The organism is Rhizobacter fulvus, assembly GCF_964020785.1.
Window position 1 is genome coordinate 841,095 of record NZ_OZ224516.1, and the last position, 23,595, is coordinate 864,689.

23 protein-coding genes and 1 riboswitch are annotated in these 23,595 nt (G+C 70.8%); of the genes, 20 read left to right on the plus strand and 3 right to left on the minus strand.

The window, feature by feature from the left end:
- Window positions 1–2: 2 nt before the first annotated feature.
- Window positions 3–2,228, minus strand: a complete 2,226-nt coding sequence (locus tag ACWH49_RS04150; protein WP_448170307.1) for a heavy metal translocating P-type ATPase — start codon at window positions 2,226–2,228, stop codon at window positions 3–5.
- A 167-nt stretch (window positions 2,229–2,395) separates the two neighbouring features.
- On the opposite strand from ACWH49_RS04150, the gene ACWH49_RS04155 reads away from it, so the two are divergent.
- From ACWH49_RS04155 to xylB, 5 genes are all read left to right on the plus strand, one after another.
- A complete protein-coding gene (locus tag ACWH49_RS04155) occupies window positions 2,396–3,745 on the plus strand; it encodes a dicarboxylate/amino acid:cation symporter (RefSeq protein ID WP_448170308.1) in 1,350 nt (449 codons plus the stop codon).
- 37 nt (window positions 3,746–3,782) lie between these two features.
- On the plus strand, window positions 3,783–4,532 hold the full coding sequence (phbB, locus tag ACWH49_RS04160; protein WP_448170309.1) for an acetoacetyl-CoA reductase: 750 nt from the start codon (window positions 3,783–3,785) through the stop codon (window positions 4,530–4,532).
- 40 nt (window positions 4,533–4,572) lie between these two features.
- Window positions 4,573–5,259, plus strand: coding sequence for a DUF6781 family protein (locus ACWH49_RS04165; RefSeq protein WP_448170310.1), 687 nt, complete (start codon window positions 4,573–4,575; stop codon window positions 5,257–5,259).
- Window positions 5,260–5,332: 73 nt separating this feature from the next.
- Entirely contained in the window at window positions 5,333–5,815 is a 483-nt protein-coding gene (locus tag ACWH49_RS04170) for a cupin domain-containing protein (RefSeq protein WP_448170311.1), read from the plus strand.
- Between the two features lie 16 nt (window positions 5,816–5,831).
- Window positions 5,832–7,295: a xylulokinase gene (xylB, locus tag ACWH49_RS04175; protein ID WP_448170312.1), complete on the plus strand. Its 1,464-nt coding sequence runs from the start codon at window positions 5,832–5,834 to the stop codon at window positions 7,293–7,295.
- A 25-nt stretch (window positions 7,296–7,320) separates the two neighbouring features.
- Here the strand turns inward: xylB and ACWH49_RS04180 are convergent, their stop codons facing one another.
- Complete coding sequence (locus ACWH49_RS04180; protein ID WP_448170313.1) at window positions 7,321–8,862, minus strand: carboxylesterase/lipase family protein; 1,542 nt, start codon at window positions 8,860–8,862, stop codon at window positions 7,321–7,323.
- 114 nt (window positions 8,863–8,976) lie between these two features.
- Between ACWH49_RS04180 and ACWH49_RS04185 the strand changes: the two genes are divergently transcribed.
- A complete protein-coding gene (locus ACWH49_RS04185) occupies window positions 8,977–9,114 on the plus strand; it encodes a hypothetical protein (protein ID WP_448170314.1) in 138 nt (45 codons plus the stop codon).
- Window positions 9,115–9,329: 215 nt separating this feature from the next.
- Here the strand turns inward: ACWH49_RS04185 and ACWH49_RS04190 are convergent, their stop codons facing one another.
- Complete coding sequence (locus tag ACWH49_RS04190) at window positions 9,330–10,889, minus strand: UbiD family decarboxylase (protein ID WP_448170315.1); 1,560 nt, start codon at window positions 10,887–10,889, stop codon at window positions 9,330–9,332.
- 282 nt (window positions 10,890–11,171) lie between these two features.
- On the opposite strand from ACWH49_RS04190, the gene ACWH49_RS04195 reads away from it, so the two are divergent.
- From ACWH49_RS04195 to ACWH49_RS04260, 14 genes are all read left to right on the plus strand, one after another.
- Window positions 11,172–12,110 (plus strand): lytic transglycosylase domain-containing protein, encoded by a 939-nt coding sequence (locus tag ACWH49_RS04195; RefSeq protein WP_448170316.1) that lies wholly within the window; start codon window positions 11,172–11,174, stop codon window positions 12,108–12,110.
- Between the two features lie 25 nt (window positions 12,111–12,135).
- Window positions 12,136–12,280: riboswitch (ZMP/ZTP riboswitch) on the plus strand.
- 61 nt (window positions 12,281–12,341) lie between these two features.
- Entirely contained in the window at window positions 12,342–13,595 is a 1,254-nt protein-coding gene (gene glyA / locus ACWH49_RS04200; protein ID WP_448170317.1) for a serine hydroxymethyltransferase, read from the plus strand.
- Between the two features lie 15 nt (window positions 13,596–13,610).
- Window positions 13,611–14,054, plus strand: coding sequence for a transcriptional regulator NrdR (gene nrdR / locus ACWH49_RS04205; protein WP_056464751.1), 444 nt, complete (start codon window positions 13,611–13,613; stop codon window positions 14,052–14,054).
- Window positions 14,055–14,208: 154 nt separating this feature from the next.
- Entirely contained in the window at window positions 14,209–14,754 is a 546-nt protein-coding gene (locus ACWH49_RS04210) for a GspH/FimT family pseudopilin (RefSeq protein WP_448170318.1), read from the plus strand.
- A gap of 20 nt (window positions 14,755–14,774) precedes the next feature.
- Complete coding sequence (locus ACWH49_RS04215) at window positions 14,775–15,227, plus strand: type IV pilin protein (protein WP_448170319.1); 453 nt, start codon at window positions 14,775–14,777, stop codon at window positions 15,225–15,227.
- Window positions 15,227–15,892 carry a prepilin-type N-terminal cleavage/methylation domain-containing protein gene (locus ACWH49_RS04220; protein ID WP_448170320.1) on the plus strand — a complete coding sequence of 222 codons (666 nt, stop codon included), beginning with the start codon at window positions 15,227–15,229 and terminating at the stop codon, window positions 15,890–15,892. Before ACWH49_RS04215 ends, ACWH49_RS04220 begins: the two co-directional genes overlap by 1 nt.
- Window positions 15,889–17,163, plus strand: coding sequence for a PilX N-terminal domain-containing pilus assembly protein (locus ACWH49_RS04225; protein WP_448170321.1), 1,275 nt, complete (start codon window positions 15,889–15,891; stop codon window positions 17,161–17,163). The genes ACWH49_RS04220 and ACWH49_RS04225 overlap by 4 nt, the downstream gene beginning before the upstream one ends.
- Window positions 17,164–17,173: 10 nt before the next feature.
- Window positions 17,174–18,421, plus strand: a complete 1,248-nt coding sequence (locus ACWH49_RS04230) for a type IV pilus modification PilV family protein (protein WP_448170322.1) — start codon at window positions 17,174–17,176, stop codon at window positions 18,419–18,421.
- On the plus strand, window positions 18,418–19,518 hold the full coding sequence (ribD, locus tag ACWH49_RS04235; RefSeq protein WP_448170323.1) for a bifunctional diaminohydroxyphosphoribosylaminopyrimidine deaminase/5-amino-6-(5-phosphoribosylamino)uracil reductase RibD: 1,101 nt from the start codon (window positions 18,418–18,420) through the stop codon (window positions 19,516–19,518). The genes ACWH49_RS04230 and ribD overlap by 4 nt, the downstream gene beginning before the upstream one ends.
- Window positions 19,519–19,530: 12 nt before the next feature.
- Window positions 19,531–20,157 carry a riboflavin synthase gene (locus ACWH49_RS04240; RefSeq protein ID WP_448170324.1) on the plus strand — a complete coding sequence of 209 codons (627 nt, stop codon included), beginning with the start codon at window positions 19,531–19,533 and terminating at the stop codon, window positions 20,155–20,157.
- A 44-nt stretch (window positions 20,158–20,201) separates the two neighbouring features.
- Window positions 20,202–21,305: a bifunctional 3,4-dihydroxy-2-butanone-4-phosphate synthase/GTP cyclohydrolase II gene (ribBA, locus tag ACWH49_RS04245; protein ID WP_448170325.1), complete on the plus strand. Its 1,104-nt coding sequence runs from the start codon at window positions 20,202–20,204 to the stop codon at window positions 21,303–21,305.
- Window positions 21,306–21,356: 51 nt separating this feature from the next.
- Window positions 21,357–21,800 (plus strand): 6,7-dimethyl-8-ribityllumazine synthase, encoded by a 444-nt coding sequence (gene ribH, locus ACWH49_RS04250; RefSeq protein ID WP_056467112.1) that lies wholly within the window; start codon window positions 21,357–21,359, stop codon window positions 21,798–21,800.
- Window positions 21,797–22,312 (plus strand): transcription antitermination factor NusB, encoded by a 516-nt coding sequence (nusB, locus tag ACWH49_RS04255; RefSeq protein WP_448170326.1) that lies wholly within the window; start codon window positions 21,797–21,799, stop codon window positions 22,310–22,312. The genes ribH and nusB overlap by 4 nt, the downstream gene beginning before the upstream one ends.
- 23 nt (window positions 22,313–22,335) lie before the next feature.
- Complete coding sequence (locus ACWH49_RS04260; RefSeq protein ID WP_448170327.1) at window positions 22,336–23,538, plus strand: pyridoxal phosphate-dependent aminotransferase; 1,203 nt, start codon at window positions 22,336–22,338, stop codon at window positions 23,536–23,538.
- The last annotated feature ends 57 nt before the right edge of the window (window positions 23,539–23,595 follow it).

A 23,595-nucleotide genomic window follows, 5' to 3' on the forward strand; every position in this document is an offset into this window, starting at 1 on the left:
CGTCAGCCGCGCCCGCCGACGCGCAGGGCGTTCAGCACCACGAACAGCGAGCTCGTCGCCATGCCGAGCCCCGCCGCCCACGGCGGGAACCAGCCGAGCAGCGCGAGCGGCACGCACACCGCGTTGTAGGTCAGGGCCCAACCCAGGTTCTGGCGCAGCACGCGCATCGCGCGCCGCGCCACGTCACGCGCCAGCGCGATGTCGGCCACGCGGCCCGACAGCAGCACGAAGTCGGCACCCGATTGCGTGATCGCCGCGCCCTGCGCGAACGCGAACGAGACGTCGGCGCGCGCGATCACCGGCGCGTCGTTGAGGCCATCTCCGACCATGCCGACGCGCCGCCCCTCGGACTGCAACGCAGCCACCTCGGCCAGCTTGCCTTCGGGCGTGACGCCGCCGCGCACGGCGTCGATGCGCAGCGGCGCCGCGACGGCCTGGACGCGCTCGGGCGCGTCGCCCGACAGCAGCCGGAGCCGCAGCCCGTCGGCGCGCAGCGCGGCGAGCGTGGCGGCCGCGTCGGGCTTCAGGCGCTCGTCGAACTCGAAGCAGGCCAGCGCGCCGCGCGCGTCGCCGAACCAGACCTCCATTCCGCCGCCTGCCGGCCGCGCGGCAGCGTTCGGATCGACCCAGGCCCGCGCGCCCAGCCTGGCGACCGAACCGTCGGGGCCACGGCCCTGCACGCCCAGTCCCGCCTGCTCGCAGACGTCGACCCAGGTCGTGCCGTCGACCGCATCGACCTCGAGCGCCAGCGCCTGGGCGAGCGGGTGGGTGGACTGCGCGGCCAGGGTGCTGGCCAGGCGCATCAGGTCCGCGTCGTCCAGCCCCGCACAGCGCGCGGCGGGCAGCAGATGCACCGCCTGGAGACGCATCGGCTGCTGCGTGAGCGTGCCAGTCTTGTCGAAGACCAGCGTGTCGATGCCGGCGAGCGACTCGAGCGCGTCGAGCCGGCGCACCAGGATGCCGCGCCTCGCGAGCGCGCCCGCCGCCGCGAGCAAGGCCGAAGGCGCCGCCAGCGACAGCGCACACGGGCACGTGACGATCAGCACCGACACCGCGACCCAGACCGCCCGCGACGGGTCGATCACCGACCACACCGCCGCCGCCGCTGCCGCCAGGACCAGCACGCCCCACAGGAACGGCACCGCGACCCGGTCCGCAGCCTGCACCGCCGCGGGGCGCTGGGTCAGCGCGCTGCGCATCAGTGCGACGATGCCTTCGAAGCGGGTGTCGGCACCGAGCCGCTCGACCCGCATCGTCACCGGTGCGGCCAGGTTCAGGCTGCCGGCGACGACGTTCTCGCCCAGCCCCCGCTCGACCGGCCGCGATTCGCCCGTCAGCAGCGCCTCGTCGACCTGGGTGCGGCCCTCGAGCAGCGGGCCGTCGGCCGCGAAGGCCTCGCCCGCGAACACGCGCACCGCGTCGCCGACGCGGAGCGACTCGAGCGGGACGAGTTCGACGCCCCCGTCCGGCCGGACCCGGCGCGCCTGCGCGGGCAGGCGAGCGCAGGCGTCCTCCAGCGCGGCGGCGACGCGGTGCTGCGCCCGCAGGGTCAGCCAGCGGCCGCCGAGCAGGAAGGTCACGAACATCGTCAGCGAATCGAAATACACCTCGTGGCCGAACACGCCCCCGGGCGCGAACGTGGCACCGCTGCTGACGATGAAGGTGACCGCCAGGCCGATCGCCACCGGCAGGTCCATGCGAACCTGGCGGCGCGCAAGCCCCGCGGCGGCCTCGCGAAGGATCGGCGCGGCCGAGAACAGCAGCACCGGCACGCTCAGCAGCCAGGAAGCCCACTGCAGCAGGCGCAGCATGTCGGGCGTCACGTCGCCGGGCGCCGCCACGTAGGCCGGCGCCGCATACATCATCACCTGCATCATGCAGAACGCGGCGACGAACAGGCGCCAGAGCGAGGCGCGCTGTTCGCGCTCGCGCAGCGCCCGCGCCGGCTCGGCCAGGTCGGGCATCGCCCCGTAGCCGGCCCGCGCCACCGCGGCGATCAGGCGCGTCGGCTCGGTCGCCCCGGGGTGCCAGCGGATCATGGCACGCTGCGCGGCGTAACTCACGTCAGCGGAGATCACGCCGGGTTCGGCGCGCAGGGCCTGCTCGATCGGTCCGGCGCACGCGGCGCAGTACAGGCCCGCCAGGCGCAGGTGCGTGACCTGCGGGTTCGACGGCACCGCCGCGCGATCGGCAGGCAGGGGTGCGAGCGGGGCAGTCAGCGTGTCCACCCCTCAATCTAGCCCCGCGGCGGGGTCAGGCCCTTGACGCGCGTCAACCGCGCGCCGGCGCACAAGATCGCGAATTCCGGCCGCGCCTGTGGAACCCCTCTTGCGCGGCCGTGTGCGCCGCGGTAACACTCCACGGACCGACTTGCCGCAAGCGAATGAGAACCCGCATGGAAACGCCCCCCCCGACCCGCAAGCCGCTGTACAAGTCGCTCTACGTCCAGGTCATCACCGCCATCATCATCGGCGTGCTGCTGGGCCACTTCTTCCCGAGCACCGGCGAGGCCATGAAGCCGCTCGGCGACGGCTTCATCAAGCTGATCAAGATGGTCATCGCGCCGATCATCTTCTGCACCGTCGTGGTCGGCATCGCCGGCATGGAGGACATGAAGAAGGTCGGCAAGACCGGCGGCCTGGCGCTGCTGTACTTCGAGATCGTCAGCAGCATCGCGCTGGTGGTCGGGCTGGTGGTCATCAACCTGGTCAAGCCCGGCGTCGGCATGAACATCGACGCCGCGACGCTCGACACCAAGGGCATCGCCGCCTACACCAAGCCGGGGCAGATGGCCTCGACCACCGACTTCCTGCTGAACGTGATCCCGAGCACCGTGGTCGATGCGTTCGCCAAGGGCGAGATCCTCCAGGTGCTGCTGTTCGCCGTGATGTTCGGCTTCGCACTGCACAAGTTCGGCGGCCGCGGCACGCTGGTGTTCGATTTCATCGAGAAGTTTTCGCACGTGCTGTTCGGCATCGTCGGCTACATCATGAAGGTCGCGCCGATCGGCGCGTTCGGCGCGATGGCGTTCACGATCGGCAAGTACGGCGTCGGCTCGCTGGTGTCGCTCGGCCAGCTGATGGCGACGTTCTACGCGACCTGCCTGATCTTCATCTTCGTCGTGCTCGGCGGTATCGCCAGGGCGAACGGCTTCTCGATCCTGAAGTTCATCAAGTACATCAAGGAAGAGCTGCTGATCGTGCTCGGCACGTCGTCCAGCGAGTCGGTGCTGCCGCGCATGATGGCCAAGATGGAGAACCTGGGCGCCAAGAAGTCGGTGGTGGGCCTGGTGATCCCGACCGGCTACTCCTTCAACCTCGACGGCACCTCGATCTACCTGACGATGGCCGCCGTGTTCATTGCGCAGGCCACCAACACGCCGATGAGCGTGACCCAGCAGGTCACGCTGCTGCTGGTGCTGCTGCTGACGTCGAAGGGCGCGGCCGGCGTCACCGGCAGCGGCTTCATCGTGCTGGCGGCCACGCTCTCCGCGGTCGGCCACGTCCCGGTGGCGGGGCTGGCGCTGATCCTGGGCATCGACCGGTTCATGTCCGAGGCCCGCGCGCTGACCAACCTGATCGGCAACGGCGTCGCGACGATCGTCGTGGCCCGCTGGACCGGCGACCTCGACCAGGCCCGCATGAAGCGCGAGCTCGACAACACCAGCGGCACCGAATCCGACGACCCCGAAGCGGAACTCGACCAGCAGGACATCCACATGCCGGCCACGCGCTCCAGCGTCTGACCGATCCGACATTCATTCACCGAAGGAGACATAAAAAATGGCAACGAAACAACGCGTGGTTCTGGTCACGGGCGGCATGGGCGGCCTGGGCGAGACGATCTCCACCAAGATGGTCGACGCCGGTTACAAGGTCGTCGTGACCTACTCGCCGAGCAACACGAAGTCCGACCAGTGGGTCGCCGACATGAAGAAGAACGGCTACGACATCACCGCCGTGGCCTGCGACGTGGCCGACTTCGATTCCTGCACCAAGGCCGTCGCCGAGGTACAGAGCAAGGTCGGCGCGGTCGACATCCTGGTCAACAACGCCGGCATCACCCGCGACACCACGTTCAAGAAGATGGACAAGGTCAACTGGGATGCGGTGATCCGCACCAACCTCGACAGCCTGTTCAACATGACCAAGCAGGTCGCCGACGGCATGGTCGAGCGCGGCTGGGGCCGCATCATCAACATCAGCTCGGTCAACGGCAGCAAGGGCGCCTTCGGCCAGACCAACTACTCGGCCGCGAAGGCCGGCGTGCACGGCTTCACCAAGGCGCTCGCACTCGAAGTCGCGAAGAAGAACGTCACCGTCAACACGATCTCGCCCGGGTACATCGGCACGAAGATGGTCACCGCGATCCCGGAGGACGTGCTGAACACCAAGATCTTGCCGCAGATTCCGGTCGGTCGCCTCGGCAAGCCCGAGGAAGTCGCGGGCCTGGTGATCTACCTCGCGTCGGAGGAAGCCGCCTTCGTGACCGGCGCCAACATCGCAATCAACGGCGGCCAGCACATGCAGTGAGGTCGACGCGGCTTCTTTCTTCCACTCTCGAGGAGATTCAATGATCAAGGCAGGGATCGACCAGGACGCGATCGTCAAGATGTTCTCGGAGGCCACGGCCAAGCAGGGCGAGGCATTGCGCAAGGCGGTCAGCGACGCGACGCTGAAGGCGCTGCAGGGCCGCGAGCTGACGATGGCGAACATCAAGAAGGTGCTGTCGACGGTGACGACCGCGGCCAGCACCGGGGCGGCACAGAACGTCGCCAGCCCGGTGGACGTCGAGGCGCTGCTCACCAAGGCGTTCGCCGGCATGGACGCCGCGCTGCTTCAGGCCGTCGAGGCCAACCGCAAGGCGTTGCAGCAGTTCGTCGACCAGGGCGCCGGGCTGCAGGAGAAGCAGCTCAAGGGCGCGCTCGCCAACATCGAGAAGATGGAGGACACGTTCTTCGCCACGGTGACCAAGGCGGCGCAAGGCGTCGCCGGCCCGATGCAGGGCCCGTGGGAACACGTGCTCAGCGCGATGAAGATGCAGGGCACCGACACCGGCGCCCAGGCCTCGCAGACGGTCGAACAGCTGATGTCGCAGGCGCAGACCGCGCTGCGCGACGGCCGCGCCGCGACCGCGAAGACCGCGCAGGCGATGCTCGACGGCTACGCCGCGCTGGTCAGCGGCGTGCTGATCGGCATGTCCGAAGGGCTGCAGTCCGGCTCGTCGGACGCGTCCGGCATGAAGACAAAGAAGAAATAGCGTATCGATCCCGCCGGCCGATCCGGCCTACCATCCGGCCGCGCGAATGCGCGGCTTTCTTTTGGAGACGTTGATGCGAACTGCTGTTGCCCTCCCCGTCGCGCTGGCCTTCGTCGCCGGCATCGCGTTCTCGCCGGTCGCGCAGCGGCTGCTGCCGGACGCGCACGCCCAGGCCTCCGCGCCGCCCGCCGCGCCGGTTGCGCTCACCCCGATGATCATCGACGTGGCGGGGCTCAAGGACGCCGACCTCGGCGCTACGCCGAACCCCGATCTGCGCTCCAAGGGCTATGTCGCGACGCCGAACGGCACGATCGCCGTCCAGATGGGCAATGTCGCGAAGCACTTCCACAGCAACGCCGACGAGATCCAGTACATCGTCGAGGGCACCGGCACGGCCTGGCTGGGCAACGAGAAGCGCGAGATCCGGCCCGGCATGCTGATCGTGATCCCGCGCGGCACGCACCACGCCGGCACCGAGGCCACCAGCGGGCGATTCAAGGCGATCGCGATCAAGCTGCCGCCGCAGGACCCGAAAGACACGACCTTCGTCAACTGACGGATATCGCGCACGCATGGACCTGGGAATCGACCTCGGCACCTCCGAGGTGAAGGCGGTGCTGGTCGACGCCGCCGGGCGCGTCGTCGGCCAGGCTCATGGCGCGGTACCGATCGCACGTCCGCAGCCGCAGTGGTCGGAGCAGGACCCGGCGGACTGGTGGTCCGCCACCGTGGCCGCGCTCGGCGCGCTGCGCGCCGAACACCCGGCCGAGTTCTCCGCGGTCCGCGGCCTCGGCCTCTCCGGCCACATGCACGGCGCGACGCTGCTCGATGCGCGCAACCGCGTGCTGCGCCCGGCGATCCTCTGGAACGACGGCCGCAGCCACGCCGAATGCGTCGAGCTCGAACGGCGCGAGCCGCGCAGCCGCGCCCTCACCGGGAACATCGCGATGCCCGGCTTCACGGCACCCAAGCTGATGTGGGTCGAGGCGCACGAACCGGCAGTCTTTCGCCAAATCGCGCGCGTGCTGCTGCCCAAGGATTACCTGCGGCTGCTGCTGACCGGCGAGGCCGCCTCGGACATGTCCGATTCGGCCGGCACGCTGTGGCTGGACGTGCAGCGCCGCGACTGGTCCGACGAGATGCTGGCGGCCACGCACCTGCGGCGCGAGCAGATGCCGCGGCTGGTCGAGGGCAGCGATGCCAGCGGCACGGTGCTGCCGACGGTCGCGCAGCAGCTCGGCTTGCCACCCGGCGTGGTCGTCGCCGGCGGCGCGGGCGACAACGCGGCGAGCGCGGCCGGCATCGGCGTGGTCGAACCCGGCACGGCCTTCCTGTCGCTCGGGACCTCGGGCGTCTACTTCGTGGCCAACGCCGCGTTCTCGCCGAACCCGGCGGGTGCGGTGCACGCGTTCTGCCACGCGTTCCCGGCCACCTGGCACCAGATGACGGTGATGCTCTCGGCCGGCAGCGCGCTGCGCTGGTTGCGTGGCGCCGTGCATGGCGACAGCGAGGCGCAGCTGGTGGCGCAGGCCCAGGCACTGCCGGCCGGCGCCGAGTTGCCGCTCTTCCTGCCCTATCTGTCGGGCGAGCGCACGCCGCATAACAACCCCCACGCCTCCGGCGTGTTCTTCGGGCTGACGCACGACCACGGCCGCGGTCACCTCGCCCAGGCGGTGCTCGAGGGGGTGGCGTTCGCGTTCCTGGACGGCCAGCAGGCACTCGTCGATGGCGGGGCCCGAATCGACCGCGTCACGCTGGTCGGCGGCGGCTCGCGCAGCGCACCTTGGGCGCAATTGCTCGCTGATGCGCTGGGCAGGACGCTCGATCGACGCAGCGGGGCGGATGTCGGCGCCGCGCTGGGCGCCGCCCGGCTCGGGCGGCTGGCTCGCACCGGCGAAGCGGTGGCGACGGTGTGCACTGCGCCCCCGGTAATCGACAGCTTCACGCCCGATCGCGACCGAAGCGAACGGTTAAGGGCGCGTCACGAAAAGTTTCAGCGTCTCTATCGAGCGCTAGCCCCCGAGATGGGCGCCTGACGGGACGCGTCCCCGCGTTGGTCGATCAGCGTCCGAATGCGCCGAGCACGTTCAGCGCGCCGATGAACACGTCGAGCCGACGCTTCATGAAGTCGGGGCGCACGGCGTCGGCGTCGGCGATCTCGAGCAGCACCGCGCGGCGCCTGTCGTCGCGCGGCCAGGCGTCCGCGTCGTCCGGCACCGGCGTGCCGCTGCGGGCCAGGTCGAACCAGCGCTGGCTCGTGCGCTGCGCCACCGCCCGATCGCCGGCGGTGACCGGCGCGCCCAGGCAGTCGCAGCCGTCCAGCGTGCCCATCGTGAAGGGGATCTCCGCGCCGTGCGGCACGCCGGTCTGCCGCGTCCGCATCCCCTCGGGGACGTACCCGTAGTAATAGCGCCAGGTCGGCGCCCGGCTCGAATGCAGATAGGCGATGCGGCGGGCGAACGCGGTGAAGGCCACGTCACGCGCCGTCTCGCGGCCGAGTTGCGCGTCGCTCAGCGTGCGCGGGTACAGCGCACGCACCGCGACGCGCGCCGCCCCGAGCTTCTTCACGAGCGCAGCGGGATCGACGCCGAACGCGATCGCCACGCTGCCGTCGTCGCTCGTGTTGCCGATCACCAGCGGCAGCGGTGCCTCCTCACCGCGCTGGAATGTCGTCAGGATCGGGCGCGGCAGCGCCGCGGCGCCGACGATGAAGCCGGGCGCCAGCGAGAGTCCGGGGCCGTCGAGCCGGGCGAAGGCGTCGGCCGGGACGGCACGCAGATCCGCCGCAGTCGCGTTCGCGCCATCGAGCTTCAGCGCGCTTGCGACCCGGGTCGCCGTGATCCGGGCCTTGGCCAGCGGATGGCTCGGGATGCCGTACGGGCTCTGCGCGATGCCCTTGTGGAACAGCCCGCGCGCCAGCGGCGAGGCGTACAGCGCCAGCACGCTCTCGGCGCCGGCGGACTGGCCGAAGATCGTCACGTTGCCGGGGTCGCCGCCGAACCGCGCGATGTTCTGTTGCACCCAGCGCAGCGCGGCGATCTGGTCCAGCAGGCCGAAGTTCGGGTCGCCGCCCTCGCTCGCCAGCGCCGGGTGCGCGAAGAAGCCGAGCGCGCCGAGCCGGTAGTTGATCGACACGAAGACGGCACCGCGCCGGGCCAGCGGTGCGCCGTCGTAGACGGGGGTGCCGCCGGCCCCGAATACCAGCGCGCCGCCGTGGATCCAGACCATCACAGGGCGCTTCGCTTCCGGAGCGAGCCCGGGCGTGACGACGTTGAGGAACAGGCAGTCCTCGCCGATCGCGCCGACGTCGCCACCGCCGTTGTCGCTCGAGGCGCGCGGGTTCTGCACGCAGGCCGGGCCGGGCGTCCTGGCCGGCAGCGTGCCGCTCCACGGCGCGACCGGCCGGGGCGCGCGCCAGCGCAGCTCGCCGATCGGCGGCGCCGCATAGCGGATGCCCTCGAACCGCCACAGCGGCCCGTCCGCGCGGCCTTCGATCGCCCCGCCCTCGAGCGAGACGCGCGGCGCGGCGGCGGAATCGGCGGCGTAGATCCCCGTCGGCGCGACGAGCACGAGACCGGCCACCAGCATGGCAATCGACTTCATCGGCAGTCCTTCACAGGCGCGAGGGCGCCGCGTGCGCATTGTGGCAAGCCGACTCCGAACGCGTCGGCGCTCTGGTAAAACCGCGGCTCCCCCACATACCCCCAGGAGACAGCCATGAGCGCAGACAAGGACCGCGGCATCCGCCGGCAAAAGCAGAAACGCGCCAAGGCGCTGAAGCGTCAGCTGCGCGAGCAGCGCAGCCCGACCGGCAGCGCACCCGCCGCTGCACCGACGCGAGCCAAGTCGGCCTGAGGAGCGGCGGCCCGCCCTCAAAAAGACAAACCCCTCCGGCCTTTCGATCGGAGGGGCGGGCGGCTCTCGCCACCATTTGGCATTCCGGAGGAATGAGGTCCGGGGTGCCTTGAGCGCAGTGACTGCGCCCGTGGGATTGCCTGCATGCAGGCTCAACAACCTTAGAACCTGGACCGCGCGGGTTCAAGCGCGACAAACTAGCGCGTTCCCTCTTGTCAGCGCGGCGGTTTCATGATCGTGGCGAGCACGTCCTGCACACGCGCCTCGACGGCGGCATCCATGCGGATCGCGCGGCCCCATTCACGGCTGGTCTCGCCGGGCCACTTGTTGGTCGCATCCAGCCCCATCTTGCCGCCCAGGCCACTGACCGGCGAGGCGAAATCCAGGTAGTCGATCGGCGTGTTCTCGACCAGCGTGGTGTCTCGCGCCGGGTCCATTCGGGTGGTGACTGCCCAGATCACTTCCTTCCAGTCGCGGATGTCGACGTCGTCGTCGGTCACGACGATGAACTTGGTGTACATGAACTGGCGCAGGAAGCTCCAGATGCCGAACATCAGCCGCTTGGCGTGGCCGGGGTAGCTCTTCTTGATGCTGACGATCGCCATCCGGTAGCTGCAGCCCTCGGGCGGCAGGTAGAAATCGACGATCTCCGGAAACTGTTTCTGCAGGATCGGCACGAAGACCTCGTTCAGCGCGACGCCCAGGATCGCCGGCTCGTCGGGGGGCTTGCCGGTGTAGGTCGAGTGGTAGATCGGGTCGGCCCGGTGGGTCATCCGCGCGATCTCGAACACCGGGAACCAGTCCTGCTCGTTGTAATAGCCGGTGTGGTCGCCGAACGGCCCCTCCAGCGCATGCAGGTAGCCGTTGATCTCCTTGACCTGCACACCGTGCGCGCTGACACCGACGAAGCCCTTCGCCGCCACCGGGATGTGGCCCTCCAGCACAATCTCGGCGCTGGCGGGCACCTGCAGCATCACGCCGGCATCGCCGACCCCCGAGTCGGCCAGCTCGGTGCGGCTGCCGCGCAGCAGGCCGGCGAACTGGTATTCGGACAGCGTGTCGGGCACCGGCGTGACAGCGCCCAGGATCGTCGCCGGGTCGGCGCCGAGCGCGACTGCGATCGGGAACGGCTGGCCCGGCTTGGCCAGCGCGTAATCGCGGAAGTCCAGCGCTCCGCCCCGGTGGGCCAGCCAGCGCATGATCACCTGGTTCTTCGCAATCACCTGCTGGCGGTAGATGCCCAGGTTCTGGCGCGCCCGCGCCGCCGGCCCGCCTTGCGGGCCGCGCGTGATCACCAGGCCCCAGGTGATCAGCGGGCCGGCGTCCTCCGGCCAGCAGGTCTGCACCGGCAGCAGGCCGAGATCGACCTCGGCGCCCTGCAACACGACCTCCTGGCAGGCGGGTTTGCGCACCAGCGAGGGCTTCATGTCCCACAGCGCCTTGGCCATGCCGAGCAACTTGCCGGCGTCCTTCAGGCCCTTCGGCGGCTCGGGTTCCTTGAGGCTGGCGAGCAGCCGGCCGATGTCGCGGAGCTCGGTCACGTCCTCGGCGCCCATGCCCATCGCGACCCGCCTCGGGGTGCCGAACAGGTTTGTCAAGGCCGAAATTTTGTAACCCGGCGGGTTTTGGAACCACAAGGCCGGCCCGCCCTGGCGCAAAACGAAGTCACTGACCGCTGTCATCTCCAGCCGCGCGGAGACTGGCTCTGCGACCCGCCGGAGCTCTCCGGCCCGTTCCAGGCCGTCGATGAAGTCACGCAAGTCGCGATATTTCATATTTAAAAGTAGTTAGAGAAGCGATTGATAGTCTTGACTGGTTATGAAGCCACTTGCTAGATTCCGCCTCTCTCGGGTCCGGCAGGGATTACCCGCAGGCCGCATCGTTCGGGTGCCGGCAGGCGATTCACCTTTCCGGCGCGGACCCTGCCAGCCGATCGCTGGGCATGCACCCTCGACGTGCAGCCTCTGCGGTGGGCCAACAATTATCGTCGCCGCCATCGGCCGGTCACGCTCCCGCGAGCGGTTCCCGATCGAGGCTTCGGCGAAGAAGGAGTGACGATGGCATACCGCCAGATGATTGGCGCGGCGCACGAGGCCGCGGACCAGTCCGCGACGGGATTCGTGGCCGCGGCGCGCACCGTGCGCCGGGCCACGGTGCAGTCGGTCTCGGTGTTCCTGCGCGACGCCGGCCATGGCCTGCTCGAGGTCAGCCACAACACGCTGGCCCTGCTGGGCTTCGTGCTCGCCGCGCTGGTCGTGTTCGGCGCCACTCGCGCCGATGTGCGGCACGAGGTCGAGGCTCGCGCGCTCGACTGGCTGCAGACACGCCAGGAAGCGCGCGCCGAGCCGGTCGATCCGCTGGCCGCCGAATTGAGCGAGCCCGATGCGATCGCCCGCGCCACCGCGTCGGACCCCAAGGGCCTGAATCGCCAGCAGGCGTCGGTCGCGCTGTGGCTGTCGCGCAAGTACCGCGTCGCCCCGGAGCCGGTCAGCCGACTGGTGCAGGAGGCGTGGAGCGTCGGCCAGAAGGCCGGACTCGACCCGACGCTGATCCTGGCGATCATGGCCGTCGAGTCCAGCTTCAATCCGTTCGCGCAAAGCTCGGTGGGTGCCCAGGGCCTGATGCAGGTCATGACCAAGGTCCACAACGACAAGTACGAGGCCTTCGGCGGCAACCACGCGGCATTCGACCCGGTGACCAACCTGCGGGTCGGCGTGCAGGTGCTGAAGGAGTGCATCACGCGCGCCGGCGGGCTCGAAGCCGGGCTGCGCTTCTATGTCGGGGCCGCCAACCTGACCGACGACGGCGGCTATGCCAGCAAGGTGCTGAGCGAGCAGCGCGCGCTGCGCCTCGTGGCCAGTGGCAAGAGCGTGCCGGTGCAGCCACCCAGAGCGATCCTGACGAGCGCGCCGGTCGCGCCGAAGGCGGACTCGGACGCCGCGCCGAAGGCCGAGGCCGCCGCGCAGACGCCCGAACAGATCGCAATGCTGCGCTGATCCCGGCGCCGGCTCCGCTACACTGGCGGGGCCGCGCGACTGGCGATGCGGCCCCCTCGCTCCCTGAACCGGGAACTCGAGCCGGGGCCTGAGGTGGATGACCACCGGGAAGCGCGGTCGGTGCCAGCCGAGAGAGCGGCACCGTTCAGCCGTTCGCCTGGGCAGCTTCGGGGGCGCATGCAGCACGCAGGCGCTTCACCCGGGGACTTCGCTTGAAGAGGACTGCCAACCATGTTTGACCGCGCCCAATCCACCATCGCCGGTGTCGACCCCGAGATCTGGTCCGTCATCCAGCGCGAGAATCAGCGCCAGGAAGAGCACATCGAACTGATCGCCTCGGAGAACTACGTCTCGCCCGCCGTGATGGCTGCGCAGGGCACCCAGCTGACCAACAAGTACGCCGAGGGCTATCCCGGCAAGCGCTACTACGGCGGCTGCGAGTTCGTCGATATCGCCGAGCAACTGGCGATCGACCGCGTGAAGCAGCTCTTCGGCGCCCAGTTCGCGAACGTCCAGCCCAACTCGGGCTCGCAGGCCAACCAGTCGGTGTTCTTCGGCCTGCTGCAGCCCGGCGACACCATCATGGGCATGAGCCTGGCCGAGGGCGGCCACTTGACCCACGGCATGCCGCTGAACATGAGCGGCAAGTGGTTCAAGGTCGTCAGTTACGGCCTGACTGCCGAGGAAGCGATCGACTACGACGCGATGGAGCGCCTGGCCCACGAGCACAAGCCGAAGTTGATCATCGCCGGCGCGTCGGCGTACAGCCTGCACATCGACTTCGCGCGCTTCGCCAAGGTCGCCAAGGACATCGGCGCGTTCTTCATGGTCGACATGGCGCACTACGCCGGCCTGATCGCCGCGGGCGTCTACCCGAACCCGCTGCCGCACGCCGACGTCGTCACCTCGACCACCCACAAGACCCTGCGCGGCCCGCGCGGCGGCATCGTGCTGATGAACGACGAGGCGATCGCGAAGAAGATCAACAGTGCGATCTTTCCCGGCATCCAGGGCGGGCCGCTGATGCACGTGATCGCCGCCAAGGCGGTCGCCTTCCACGAGGCGCTGCAGCCGGCGTTCAAGACCTACCAGCAGCAGGTCGCGAAGAACGCGGTCGTGCTGGCCGACACGCTGATCGAGCGCGGCCTGCGGATCGTCAGCGGCCGCACCGAGTCGCACGTGATGCTGGTCGACCTGCGCCCGAAGAACCTGACCGGCAAGGAAGCCGAGAACCTCCTGGGCGCCGCCCACATGACCTGCAACAAGAACGGCATCCCGAACGACCCGCAGAAGCCGATGGTCACCAGCGGCATCCGCCTGGGCACCCCGGCGATGACCACGCGCGGCTTCAAGGAAGAGCAGGTGCGCCAGACCGCGCACCTGATCGCCGACATCCTCGACAAGCCGAACGACGCCGCGGTCACCGCGGCGGTGAAGGCGAAGGTCGCGGTGTTGACCAAGGACTTCCCCGTCTACCGCAACTGACGCGAGGGCGGGGTCATGCGCTGCCCCTTCTGCTCCCACGAAGAGACCCAGGTCGTCGAGACCCGCGACTCGGACGAGGGCGACGTGGTGCGCCGGCGGCGGCGTTGCCACAGCTGCGACAAGCGCTTCACGACCTACGAGCGGGCCGAGATCGCGCTGCCGTCGGTCGTCAAGAAGGACGGCACGCGCGCCGACTTCGACCCGTCGAAGATCCGCGCGTCGATGACGCTGGCGCTGCGCAAGCGGCCGGTCAGCGTCGAGCAGATCGACGCCGCGATGGAGCGCATCCAGGACAAGCTGCTCAACAGCGGCGCGAAGGAAGTGCCGTCGACCCGACTGGGCGAACTGGTGATGCGCGAACTCAAGCGGATCGACAAGGTCGCCTACGTGCGGTTCGCGTCCGTCTACCGCAGCTTCGAGGACGTCGACGAGTTTCGTCAGCTCATTCGCGACATTTGACGCCCTGACTCGAGCCCCCGGCCGGGGGGTGAATGTCCGCGAAAACCCGCGGGGACGCCCGCGAGGGGGCCGACGCGCTCCCCCTTCTGCGGGGCGCGGCCCGATGGCCGGGTCTCTAAATTCTGTGCATCGGTTCACACCCCGGAGCGCACAGATGATTCCCTTCTCTTCCCGGCCCGCGCGCCAGCGCGGCGTCTCGATGGTCGAAGCGGCCACCGTTCTGGCGGTCATCGCCGTCGTCGCGGGCACCGCGGCGCCGAGCCTTCAGGCGGTGGTCGACGCGCGCCGACTCGATGCCGCCGCCACGCAGCTCGCGACCGACATCCGCTTCACGCGCACGGAGACGGTCGCTCGCAACGCGGCGCTGCGCCTGAGCGTGCGGCCGGTCGCTGGCGGCACGTGCTACGTGGTGCACACCGGCGCGGCCGACGCCTGCACCTGCGCGCCGACCGGCGCGGCCGTCTGCAGCGGTGCCGCGAACGCACTGCGAACCGTGTTCCTGAACGGGACCGAGCGGGTCGCGCTGCAGGCCAACGTCGGCTCGATCCTGTTCGACCCGGTCCACGGCACCAGCAGCCCGACCGGCACGCTGCGCGTGATCGGCACGCGCGATCGAGCGATCCACCACATCGTCAACGTGATGGGCCGGGTGCGCAGCTGCTCGCCCGCCGGTGCCGTGCCGGGCTATCGCGCTTGCTGAACTTCTCTGGAGACCACGTCATGACCGTCCCCCAATTCCCCCGCACCGCCCAGCGCGGCTTCACGCTGATCGAACTGATGGCGACCGTGTCGATCGCCGGCGTGCTCTCCAGCGTCGCGCTGCCGAGTTTCGAAGGTGTGCTGGACAAGGCGCGCCGCAGCGATGCGCTGGTCGCGACGGCGCAGGTACAGCTCGCGCAGGAAGCCTTCCGCGGCCAGTCCAGCGCGTATGGCTCGCTCGCGGAGATTCGCGTGCCGGCGCGCTCGCCGGCCGGTCACTACACGCTCGAGGTGAGCGCGACCAGCGCGACCGGCTACACGGCGGTCGCGACGGCCGTGGGCCCGCAGGCGCGCGACGCGGCCTGCCGGGTGCTGAAGTTGACGAGCAGCGGCCTGAACGTCGAGCGGGCCTCGGGCCCGGACGCGAGCGTCGCCAACGACACCGCCGCGAACCGCCGCTGCTGGAGCCTGTGATGAGGCAGCGCGGCCTGACGTTGGTCGAGCTGCTGGTCGGCGTCGCGATCGCGCTGCTGGTTGCCGCGGCGGCCGCGACGCTGTTCGCCGCGCAACTGCGCGAGAGCCGTGCGCTGGTGCTCGAGGCGCGCCTGCTGCAGGACCTGCGCACCGCGGCAGACCTGATCGCCCGCGACCTGCGACGCGCCGGCGCATCGGGCAACGCGGCGGACGGCGTGTGGATCGCCGGCGCGGCCGGTGCCGCGGCCAACCCCTACCTCGCGCTCGCGCCGGACGGCGCGGCTTCGGATGTCGTGAGCTTCAGCTACTCGCGCGACGCCGTGGAGAACCATGCGGTCGACGGCAACGAGCAGTTCGGCTTTCGCTTGCGCAACGCGGTGATCGAGATCCAGCTCGGCGCCGGCAACTGGCAGGCGCTGACCGATGCCGGCACGCTGCAGGTCACCGCGTTCACCGTGACGCCGCAGGTGCAGACGCTCCCGCTCGGCGATTTTTGCGCCGCGCCCTGCGCGGCCGGAAGCACTGCGTGCCCGCCTCGGCTCCAGGTGCGCAGCCTCGGCATCGAGATCACGGGTCATCTCGTGGCCGACGCCCGCGTGACGCGCCAGCTGCGCCACGACGTGCGGTTGCGCAACGACGCGCCGAGCGGCGCCTGCGCGTCATGACCGCGACCGCACGCGCACTCGCCCACCGCCAGCGCGGGGCGGCGGCACTGGTCGTCACCGTGCTGCTGCTGCTCGCGATGGCGCTCGCGGTAGCGCTCGCGAACCGCGACCTGCTGTTCGAGCAGCGCAGCGCCAGCAACGGCGTGCGTGCCACCCAGGCGTTCGAGGCGGCCGAGGCCGGTCTCGAATGGGCCACCGCGCAGCTCAATGCCAACCGGTCGATCGGCGCCGACTGCACGCCGACCGCCGACGCAGCGGCCACGTCCTTCCGCATGCGCTACCTGGCGATCGCACCCGGCACCGGGCTCGTCACGCCACGGTCCGCCGTGCCGGACCGCGCGTCCGGACCGCTGCAGGCCGCGTGCGTGCGCAGCGACGAAGCGTGGTCGTGCAGTTGCCCGTCGCAGGGCGCGCCCGTGCTGCCTGCCGCAAGCGCCGCCACGGCGCCGTCGTTCGTCATCGCCTTCGAGGCGACCGACGTGCCGGGCGTGGTCGGCGTGACCGCGACCGGCTGCAGCGGCGCGGCGGCGGCATGCCTCGCCGGCAATGGCACGCGTGCCGATGCGACCGCGACCGTCCACGCCGCGCTCGGCCTGATCGGCGGCCTGCGAACGCCGCCGGCCGCGACGCTGACCACACGTGGCGACGTCGAGGCCGGCAACGCCGCGATCGGTCTGGCCAATGCCGATCCGCGCACCGGCATGGCCGTCGACGCCGGCGGCGCCATCGTCGCCCCGCAGGCGCGCCTGGGCGCGGCGCCCGGCGCGTCGATCGCGGACGCGATGATCGACCACGACGCGGCGCTGAGTGCGCTCGACGCGAGCCGCCTGTTCGCTGCGCTGTTCGGCATCGACCCGCCCGCGTGGCGGGGGCAGTCGGCGGTTCGCCACATCGATTGCCGTGTCGATTGCCGCGGCGCGGTCGTCGCGGCGCTCGACGACGCGGCCGACGGTGCGCTGATCCACGTCAACGGCGACCTGACGCTGAGCGGCCCGCTGACGCTGGGCAGCACCACGCGACCGGCGCTGATCGTCGTCGACGGCAACGTCGGCTTCGACGGCGCCGTCGCGCTGACCGGCCTGCTGCATGCCACGGGCGCGCTGGCGTGGACCGGCGCCGCTGGCGGCAATGTGCGCGGCGCGCTCGTCCCGCAGGCCGGTTACCGCGGCGACGCCTCGCCCGACCTGGCCTACGACGCCGCCGTGCTGGACCTGCTGCGAGTCCGCGCGGGCAGCTTTGCGCGCGTGCCCGGCAGCTGGCGCGACCACTGACGAGACGACCATGACGACCGTTCCGACCCTTCGCCGCCCGCGTCAGCGCGGCTTCACCCTGCTGGAAGCCCTGATCGCGTTCCTCGTCCTCGCGCTCGGCCTGGTCGCGCTCGCGCAGTTGCCGAAGCAGCTTCGCCTGCGCGCCGAGGTGGCCCGCCAGCACGGCGAGGCGGTGCGGCTCGCGCAGTCGGAGGTCGAGACGCTGCGTGCGTTCGCCGTCATCGAAGATGCCATCGGCCTGCGCTCGTTCGACGCGATCGCCCCGGCGAGCCGCGCGGTCGACACCAACGGCACGCACTACACGCTGACGCGCCGGGTGGCAGACGACCCCACCACGGCCGCGAAGCGGGTGGCCGTCGAGTTGACCTGGACCGACCGCAGCAGCAATCCGCAGGTATTGACGCTGGCGAGCGTCATCGCGCGCGAATCGCCCGCGCTCGGCGCGGCGCTCGGGCTGGCGCGAACCGAATCGCTGGCGCGCGGCGCCGCCGGCCGATCGCCGCGGATCCCGATCCTCGCCAAGGATCTGGGCAACGGCCGCAGCGCGCTGAAGCTGGAGGCGGCCGGCGACCTCGCGCTGCTGCTCGACAACGTCACCGGCCTGGTCGTCGGCCGCTGCACCGGCATCGACCCGGGCATCGCGACGCGCGACCTGACCACCACCCACCTCGGCCCCTGCGACACCACCGCCGCCGGCTTGCTGATCACCGGGACCGTGCGCTTCACGGCGGCCGTTCCGCCGGATCCGTCGCACGCCAACGACGCGCCGCTGCCGTTCACGATGGTCGCCCAACCGACCACCGGCACCGACCCGATCGCGGCGCTGTGCGGCAGCGAGGCGATGAAGGCCGTCGCGGTCGAGCGCGTCGGCGGCCGGCACCTCGAGGTCGTGCCGATCGCCGCGCTGCCGGCCCTGCTCGGTGTGGCGACCTGGACCGACACCGGCGAGCGCTTCGCCCGCTACCACTGTGCCGTCTTCCCCGGTGCGACGGCACGCTGGTCCGGCCGCACCATCGTGCAGCCGAGCGGCTGGTCCCTCGGCACCGTCGATGGCGCCTGGCGCGTGTGCCGCTACACGTCCGACCTGGACCGCAGCGGCGCGATCGACGCCAATGCCGAGCATCCGGCCGACTACCGCGATCTCACGACGAGCCTGACGAACCAGAACTTCCTCGTCGTTTCCGGCAGCGCCGCCTGCCCGACCGGCAACAATACGGGCCTGTCCGTCGATGTGAGCACCGCGCCGCACCAGCCATGAGCGATCGCTTCGAGACCCCGATGCACGAGGCCCTGGCGCTGGCGCGCGCCGCGATCGGGCTGACCGAGCCGAACCCGCGCGTCGGCTGCGTCATCGTCGCGCCGGACGGCCGCGTGCTCGGCCGCGGCCACACCCAGCAGGCCGGCGGGCCGCATGCCGAGGTGATGGCGCTGCGCGACGTCGCCGCGCGCGGCGCCACCGCGCGCGGCGCCACTGTCCACGTCACGCTGGAACCCTGCGCGCACCACGGCCGCACGCCGCCGTGCTGCGACGCGCTGATCGCGGCCGGCGTTGCCCGCGTCGTGATGGCGATGGAAGACCCGTTCCCGCAGGTCGCCGGCCAGGGCGCGGCGCGGCTGCGCGCCGCCGGCATCGAGGTGATCCAGGGCGAGCTGGCCGATGCCGCGCGCGAGCTGAACATCGGCTTCTTCTCGCGCATCGAACGCGGCCGGCCGTGGGTGCGCCTGAAGGCCGCGGTCTCGCTCGATGGCCGCACCGCGCTGACCAACGGCGTCAGCCAGTGGATCACCGGCCCGGCGGCGCGCGCCGATGGCCACGCCTGGCGCAAGCGCGCAGGTGCGGTGCTGACGGGCGTCGGCACCGTGCTCGACGACGACCCGCGGCTCGACGTGCGGCTGGTCGAGACGGCCATGCAACCGCTGCGCGTGATCGTCGATTCGCGGCTCGACACGCCGCCCACCGCCCGCATCCTCGACGCGCCCGGCAGCGTGCTGATCGTCGCCGCCGGCCCCGACCCGGCGCGCCGCGCCGCGCTCGAGGCCCGCGGCGCGCAGATCGCGCTGGTGCCGGGCCCGACCGGCAAGGTCGACCTGCCCGCGATGCTCGCCGACCTGGCGGCGCGCGGCGTCAACGAGCTGCACGTCGAGGCCGGCCACAAGCTCAACGGCTCGTTCGTTCGCGAAGGGCTGGTCGACGAGTTCCTGATCTACATGGCGCCCAGGCTGCTCGGCCTCGGCCGCGAGCTGGCTGCGTTCGGGCCGTTGCAGACGCTGCAGGACAGCCTCGCGCTGCGCTTCGTGAGCGTCACGCCGATGGGCGACGACCTGCGCCTGATCGCCCGTCCGGCGTCCGCTTGAGATAATCGACGCATGTTCACCGGCATCATCACCGGCCTCGGCCGCATCACCGACTCGCGCGCGCTCGGCAGCGACGCCTCCCACGGCAAGCACTTGACGATCGAGACGCCCGCCGGCTACCTCGACGACGTGCAGCTCGGCGACAGCATTGCGCTGAACGGCGCCTGCATGACGGTCACGACTTTCGATGCCGCCGCAGGCCGCTTCACAATCGACATCTCGCACGAGAGCCTCGACAAGACCGCGGGGTTGTCGGAACCAGGCCCCGTCAACCTCGAAAAGGCGATGCGCGCCAACGATCGCCTCGGCGGGCACCTGGTCAGCGGCCACGTGGACGGCATCGGTCGGGTGACCCATTTCGCGCCGGTCGGCGAGTCGTGGGAGCTGCGCATCGAGACGCCGCGCGATCTCGCGCGCTTCATCGCCTACAAGGGGTCGATCACGGTCAACGGCGTCAGCCTGACGGTCAACCGCGTGATCGATGGCGCCACCGGGTGCGAGCTCAGCATCAACCTGATCCCGCATACGCTCGAGAACACGACGCTCGGTACGCTGGCGGCAGGCCGGCGTGTCAACCTCGAGATCGACCTGATCGCGCGCTACGTCGAACGCATGCTGACCGCCCCGAAGGCCGGCTGAACGGCGCACGCGGCGGGCCGGGGGCGGCCACCTACAATTCGAGGATGGCCATTTCCCCGATTCCCGAGCTGGTCGCCGAGCTGGCAGCGGGCCGCATGATCATCCTCGTCGACGAGGAAGACCGCGAAAACGAAGGCGATCTCGTGATCGCCGCCGACTGCGTCACCCCCGAAGCGATCAATTTCATGGCGCGCTTCGGCCGCGGCCTGATCTGTCTCACGCTGACGCCCGAACGCTGCGACCGCCTGCAATTGCAGTCGATGACCGCGCGCAACGGCACGCGCCACGGCACCGCGTTCACCGTCTCGATCGAGGCCGCGACCGGCGTCGACACCGGCATCTCGGCCGCCGACCGCGCGCGGACCGTGCAGGCCGCGGTCGCCCGCGACGCGAAGGCGAGCGATCTGGTCCAGCCCGGCCACATCTTCCCGCTGCGCGCCCAGGAAGGCGGCGTGCTGATGCGCGCCGGTCACACCGAGGCCGGCTGCGACCTCGCCGGCATGGCCGGCCTGTCGCCGGCGTCGGTCATCTGCGAGGTGATGAAGGACGACGGCACGATGGCGCGCCTGCCCGACCTGATCGCGTTCGCACACGAACACGGCCTGAAGATCGGCACCATCGCCGACCTGATCGAACACCGCAGCCGGCACGAGACGCTGATCGAGCGCGTCGGCCGCCGCCCGCTCGTCACCGCGCAGGGCGAATTCGACTGCAGCGCGTTCCGCGACCGCACCGGCGGGCTGCACCTGGCCCTGACCAGGGGCCAATGGACTGCCGCCGACGAAGTGCTCGTGCGCGTCCACGAGCCGCTGTCGGTGATGGACCTGCTCGATGTCGGCGCCAACTGCCAGCACTCGTGGCCGCTGCCGAAGGCGCTGGCGCGCCTGCAGGCCGAGCCGCGCGGCGCCGCGCTGCTGCTGAACTGCGGCGAGGACGTGGCGGCCCTGGTGCCCCATGTGCTGCCGCCGTCGAACGGCGAAACCCGCCCGGTCGGCCAGATGGACCTGCGCACCTACGGCATCGGCGCGCAGATCCTGCGCGAGCTCGGCATCGCGCGGATGCGGCTGCTCGGCAGCCCGCGCCGCATGCCCAGCATGACCGGCTACGGCCTCGAGGTCACCGGCTTCATCGCCCCCGAACATTCATGACAAGGATTCAACGTGCAAGACGCTGACAAGAGCGACACCACCGCCGGCGGCATGCAGGCGGAGATCGACGGACGCGACCTGCGCATCGGCATCGTGCAGGCGCGCTTCAACGCCGCGATCACCGACCGGCTCGCCGCCCAGTGCGTGGCCGAACTGCAGGCGCTCGGCGTCGCGGCGAAGCACATCAAGCACGTCACCGTGCCGGGTGCGCTCGAGATCGGCATCGCACTGAACGCGATGGCCGAGAGTGAGGACTTCGACGCGCTGGTCGCGCTCGGCTGCATCATCCGCGGCGAGACCTACCACTTCGAGCTGGTCGCCAACGAGAGCGGCGCCGCAGTCACGCGGGTCGGCCTCGACCACGAGGTTCCGATCGCGAACGCGATCCTGACGGTCGAGGACGAAGCGCAGGCCTGGGCCCGCGCCGAAGAGAAGGGGCGCGACGCCGCCCGCGTGGCCGTCGAGATGGCGAACCTGATGGAAGCGCTGTCGTGACCGAACCCAACACCCCCGCCGCACCCGCCGCACCCGCCGCCGCGAAGAAGAAGCCCGCGGGCAAGCCGACGCGCCCGAAGTCCGCGCGCCGCCGCTCGCGCGAGCTGGCGTTGCAGGGCCTGTACGAATGGCTGGTCTCCGGCGCCGAGGCCGGCCTGATCGATGCCCACATGCGCGAGCAGGACGGCTTCGACAAATGCGACGCCGCTCACTTCGACGCCCTGCTGCACGGCTGCATCCTCGAAGCCTCGGCGCTCGATGCGGTCCTGGCGCGCCACGTCGACCGCAAGACCACGCAGCTCTCGCCGATCGAGCACGGCGTGCTGATGATCGGCGCGTACGAGATGACCCACTGCATCGAGATCCCGTACAAGGTCGCGATCAACGAGGCGGTCGAACTCGCCAAGGCCTTCGGCGGCACCGACGGCCACAAGTACGTGAACGGCGTGCTGGACAAGGCGGCGATCGACCTGCGGCCGGTCGAGGTCGCGGCGGCGCGCGCCGCGAGATGACGGGGCCCGCCGCGCCGGGTGCCATGAAGCTTGCGTCGCGGCTCGAGCACATCGAGCCGTTTTATGTGATGGAGTGCGCCAAGGCGGCCGGCGAGCTCGCCGACAGCCCGGCGTGCGACCCGCGCCAGGGCGGCCGCCCGATGCTGTTCCTGAACATCGGCGAGCCCGACTTCACCGCGCCGCCGCTGGTGCAGCAGGCCGCCGAGCGCGCGCTGCGCGACGGCCGCACCCAGTACACCGACGCGACCGGCCTGCCCGAGCTGCGCGAGCGCCTGAGCGCCTGGTACGCGCAGCGCTTCGGGCTGGACATCGCGCCGCGCCGCATCGTGATCACCGCAGGGGCCTCGGCCGCGCTGCAACTCGCCTGCCTGGCGCTGGTCGACCGCGACGACGAGGTGCTGCTGCCCGACCCGAGCTACCCCTGCAACCGCCACTTCGTGGCCGCCGCCGAGGGCGTGCCGGTGCTGCTGCCGGCCTCGGCCGAGGCCCGCTTCCAGCTCGACGCGCGCAGCGTCGAGGCAGCGTGGACACCGCGCACCCGCGGCGTGCTGCTGGCCTCGCCGTCGAACCCGACCGGCACCTCGATCGATCCCGACGAGATGAGCCGCATCGCCGCCGCGGTGCGCGCGCGCGGCGGCTTTACGCTGGTCGACGAGATCTATCTCGGCCTGAGCTTCGACAAGCGCTACGGCCACAGCGCGCTCGCCCACGGGCAGGGCCACGGCGACGACGTGATCTCGATCAACAGCTTCTCGAAGTACTTCTCGATGACCGGCTGGCGGCTCGGCTGGCTGGTCGTGCCCGATGCGCTGGTGCCGGCGATCGAGAAGCTCGCGCAGAACCTCTACATCTGCCCGTCGACGGTCGCGCAATACGCGGCGCTGGCCTGCTTCGAGCCCGAGTCGATCGCCGAGTACGAGCGCCGCCGCGCGGCGTTCCGTGCGCGGCGGGATTTCCTCGTGCCGGCCCTCGGCGCGCTCGGCCTGCCGGTGCCGGTGCAGCCCGACGGCGCGTTCTACGCCTGGGCCGACTGCTCGGCGCACTTCTCGGCGTCCTGCGCGAACAGCTGGGACTTCACCTTCGACGTGATGCGCCGCGCGCACGTCGCGATCACGCCGGGACGCGACTTCGGCCGCCACGCGACCGAGCGCTTCGTGCGCCTGTCGTACGCGAGCTCGATGGCGCGCCTGCAGGAAGCCGTCGAGCGGCTGCGGCTCGCACTCTAGACGCAGGACGCGCGCCGTGTGGCGCCGGCGCCGAAGACCCGCCGAGCTCACGCACCT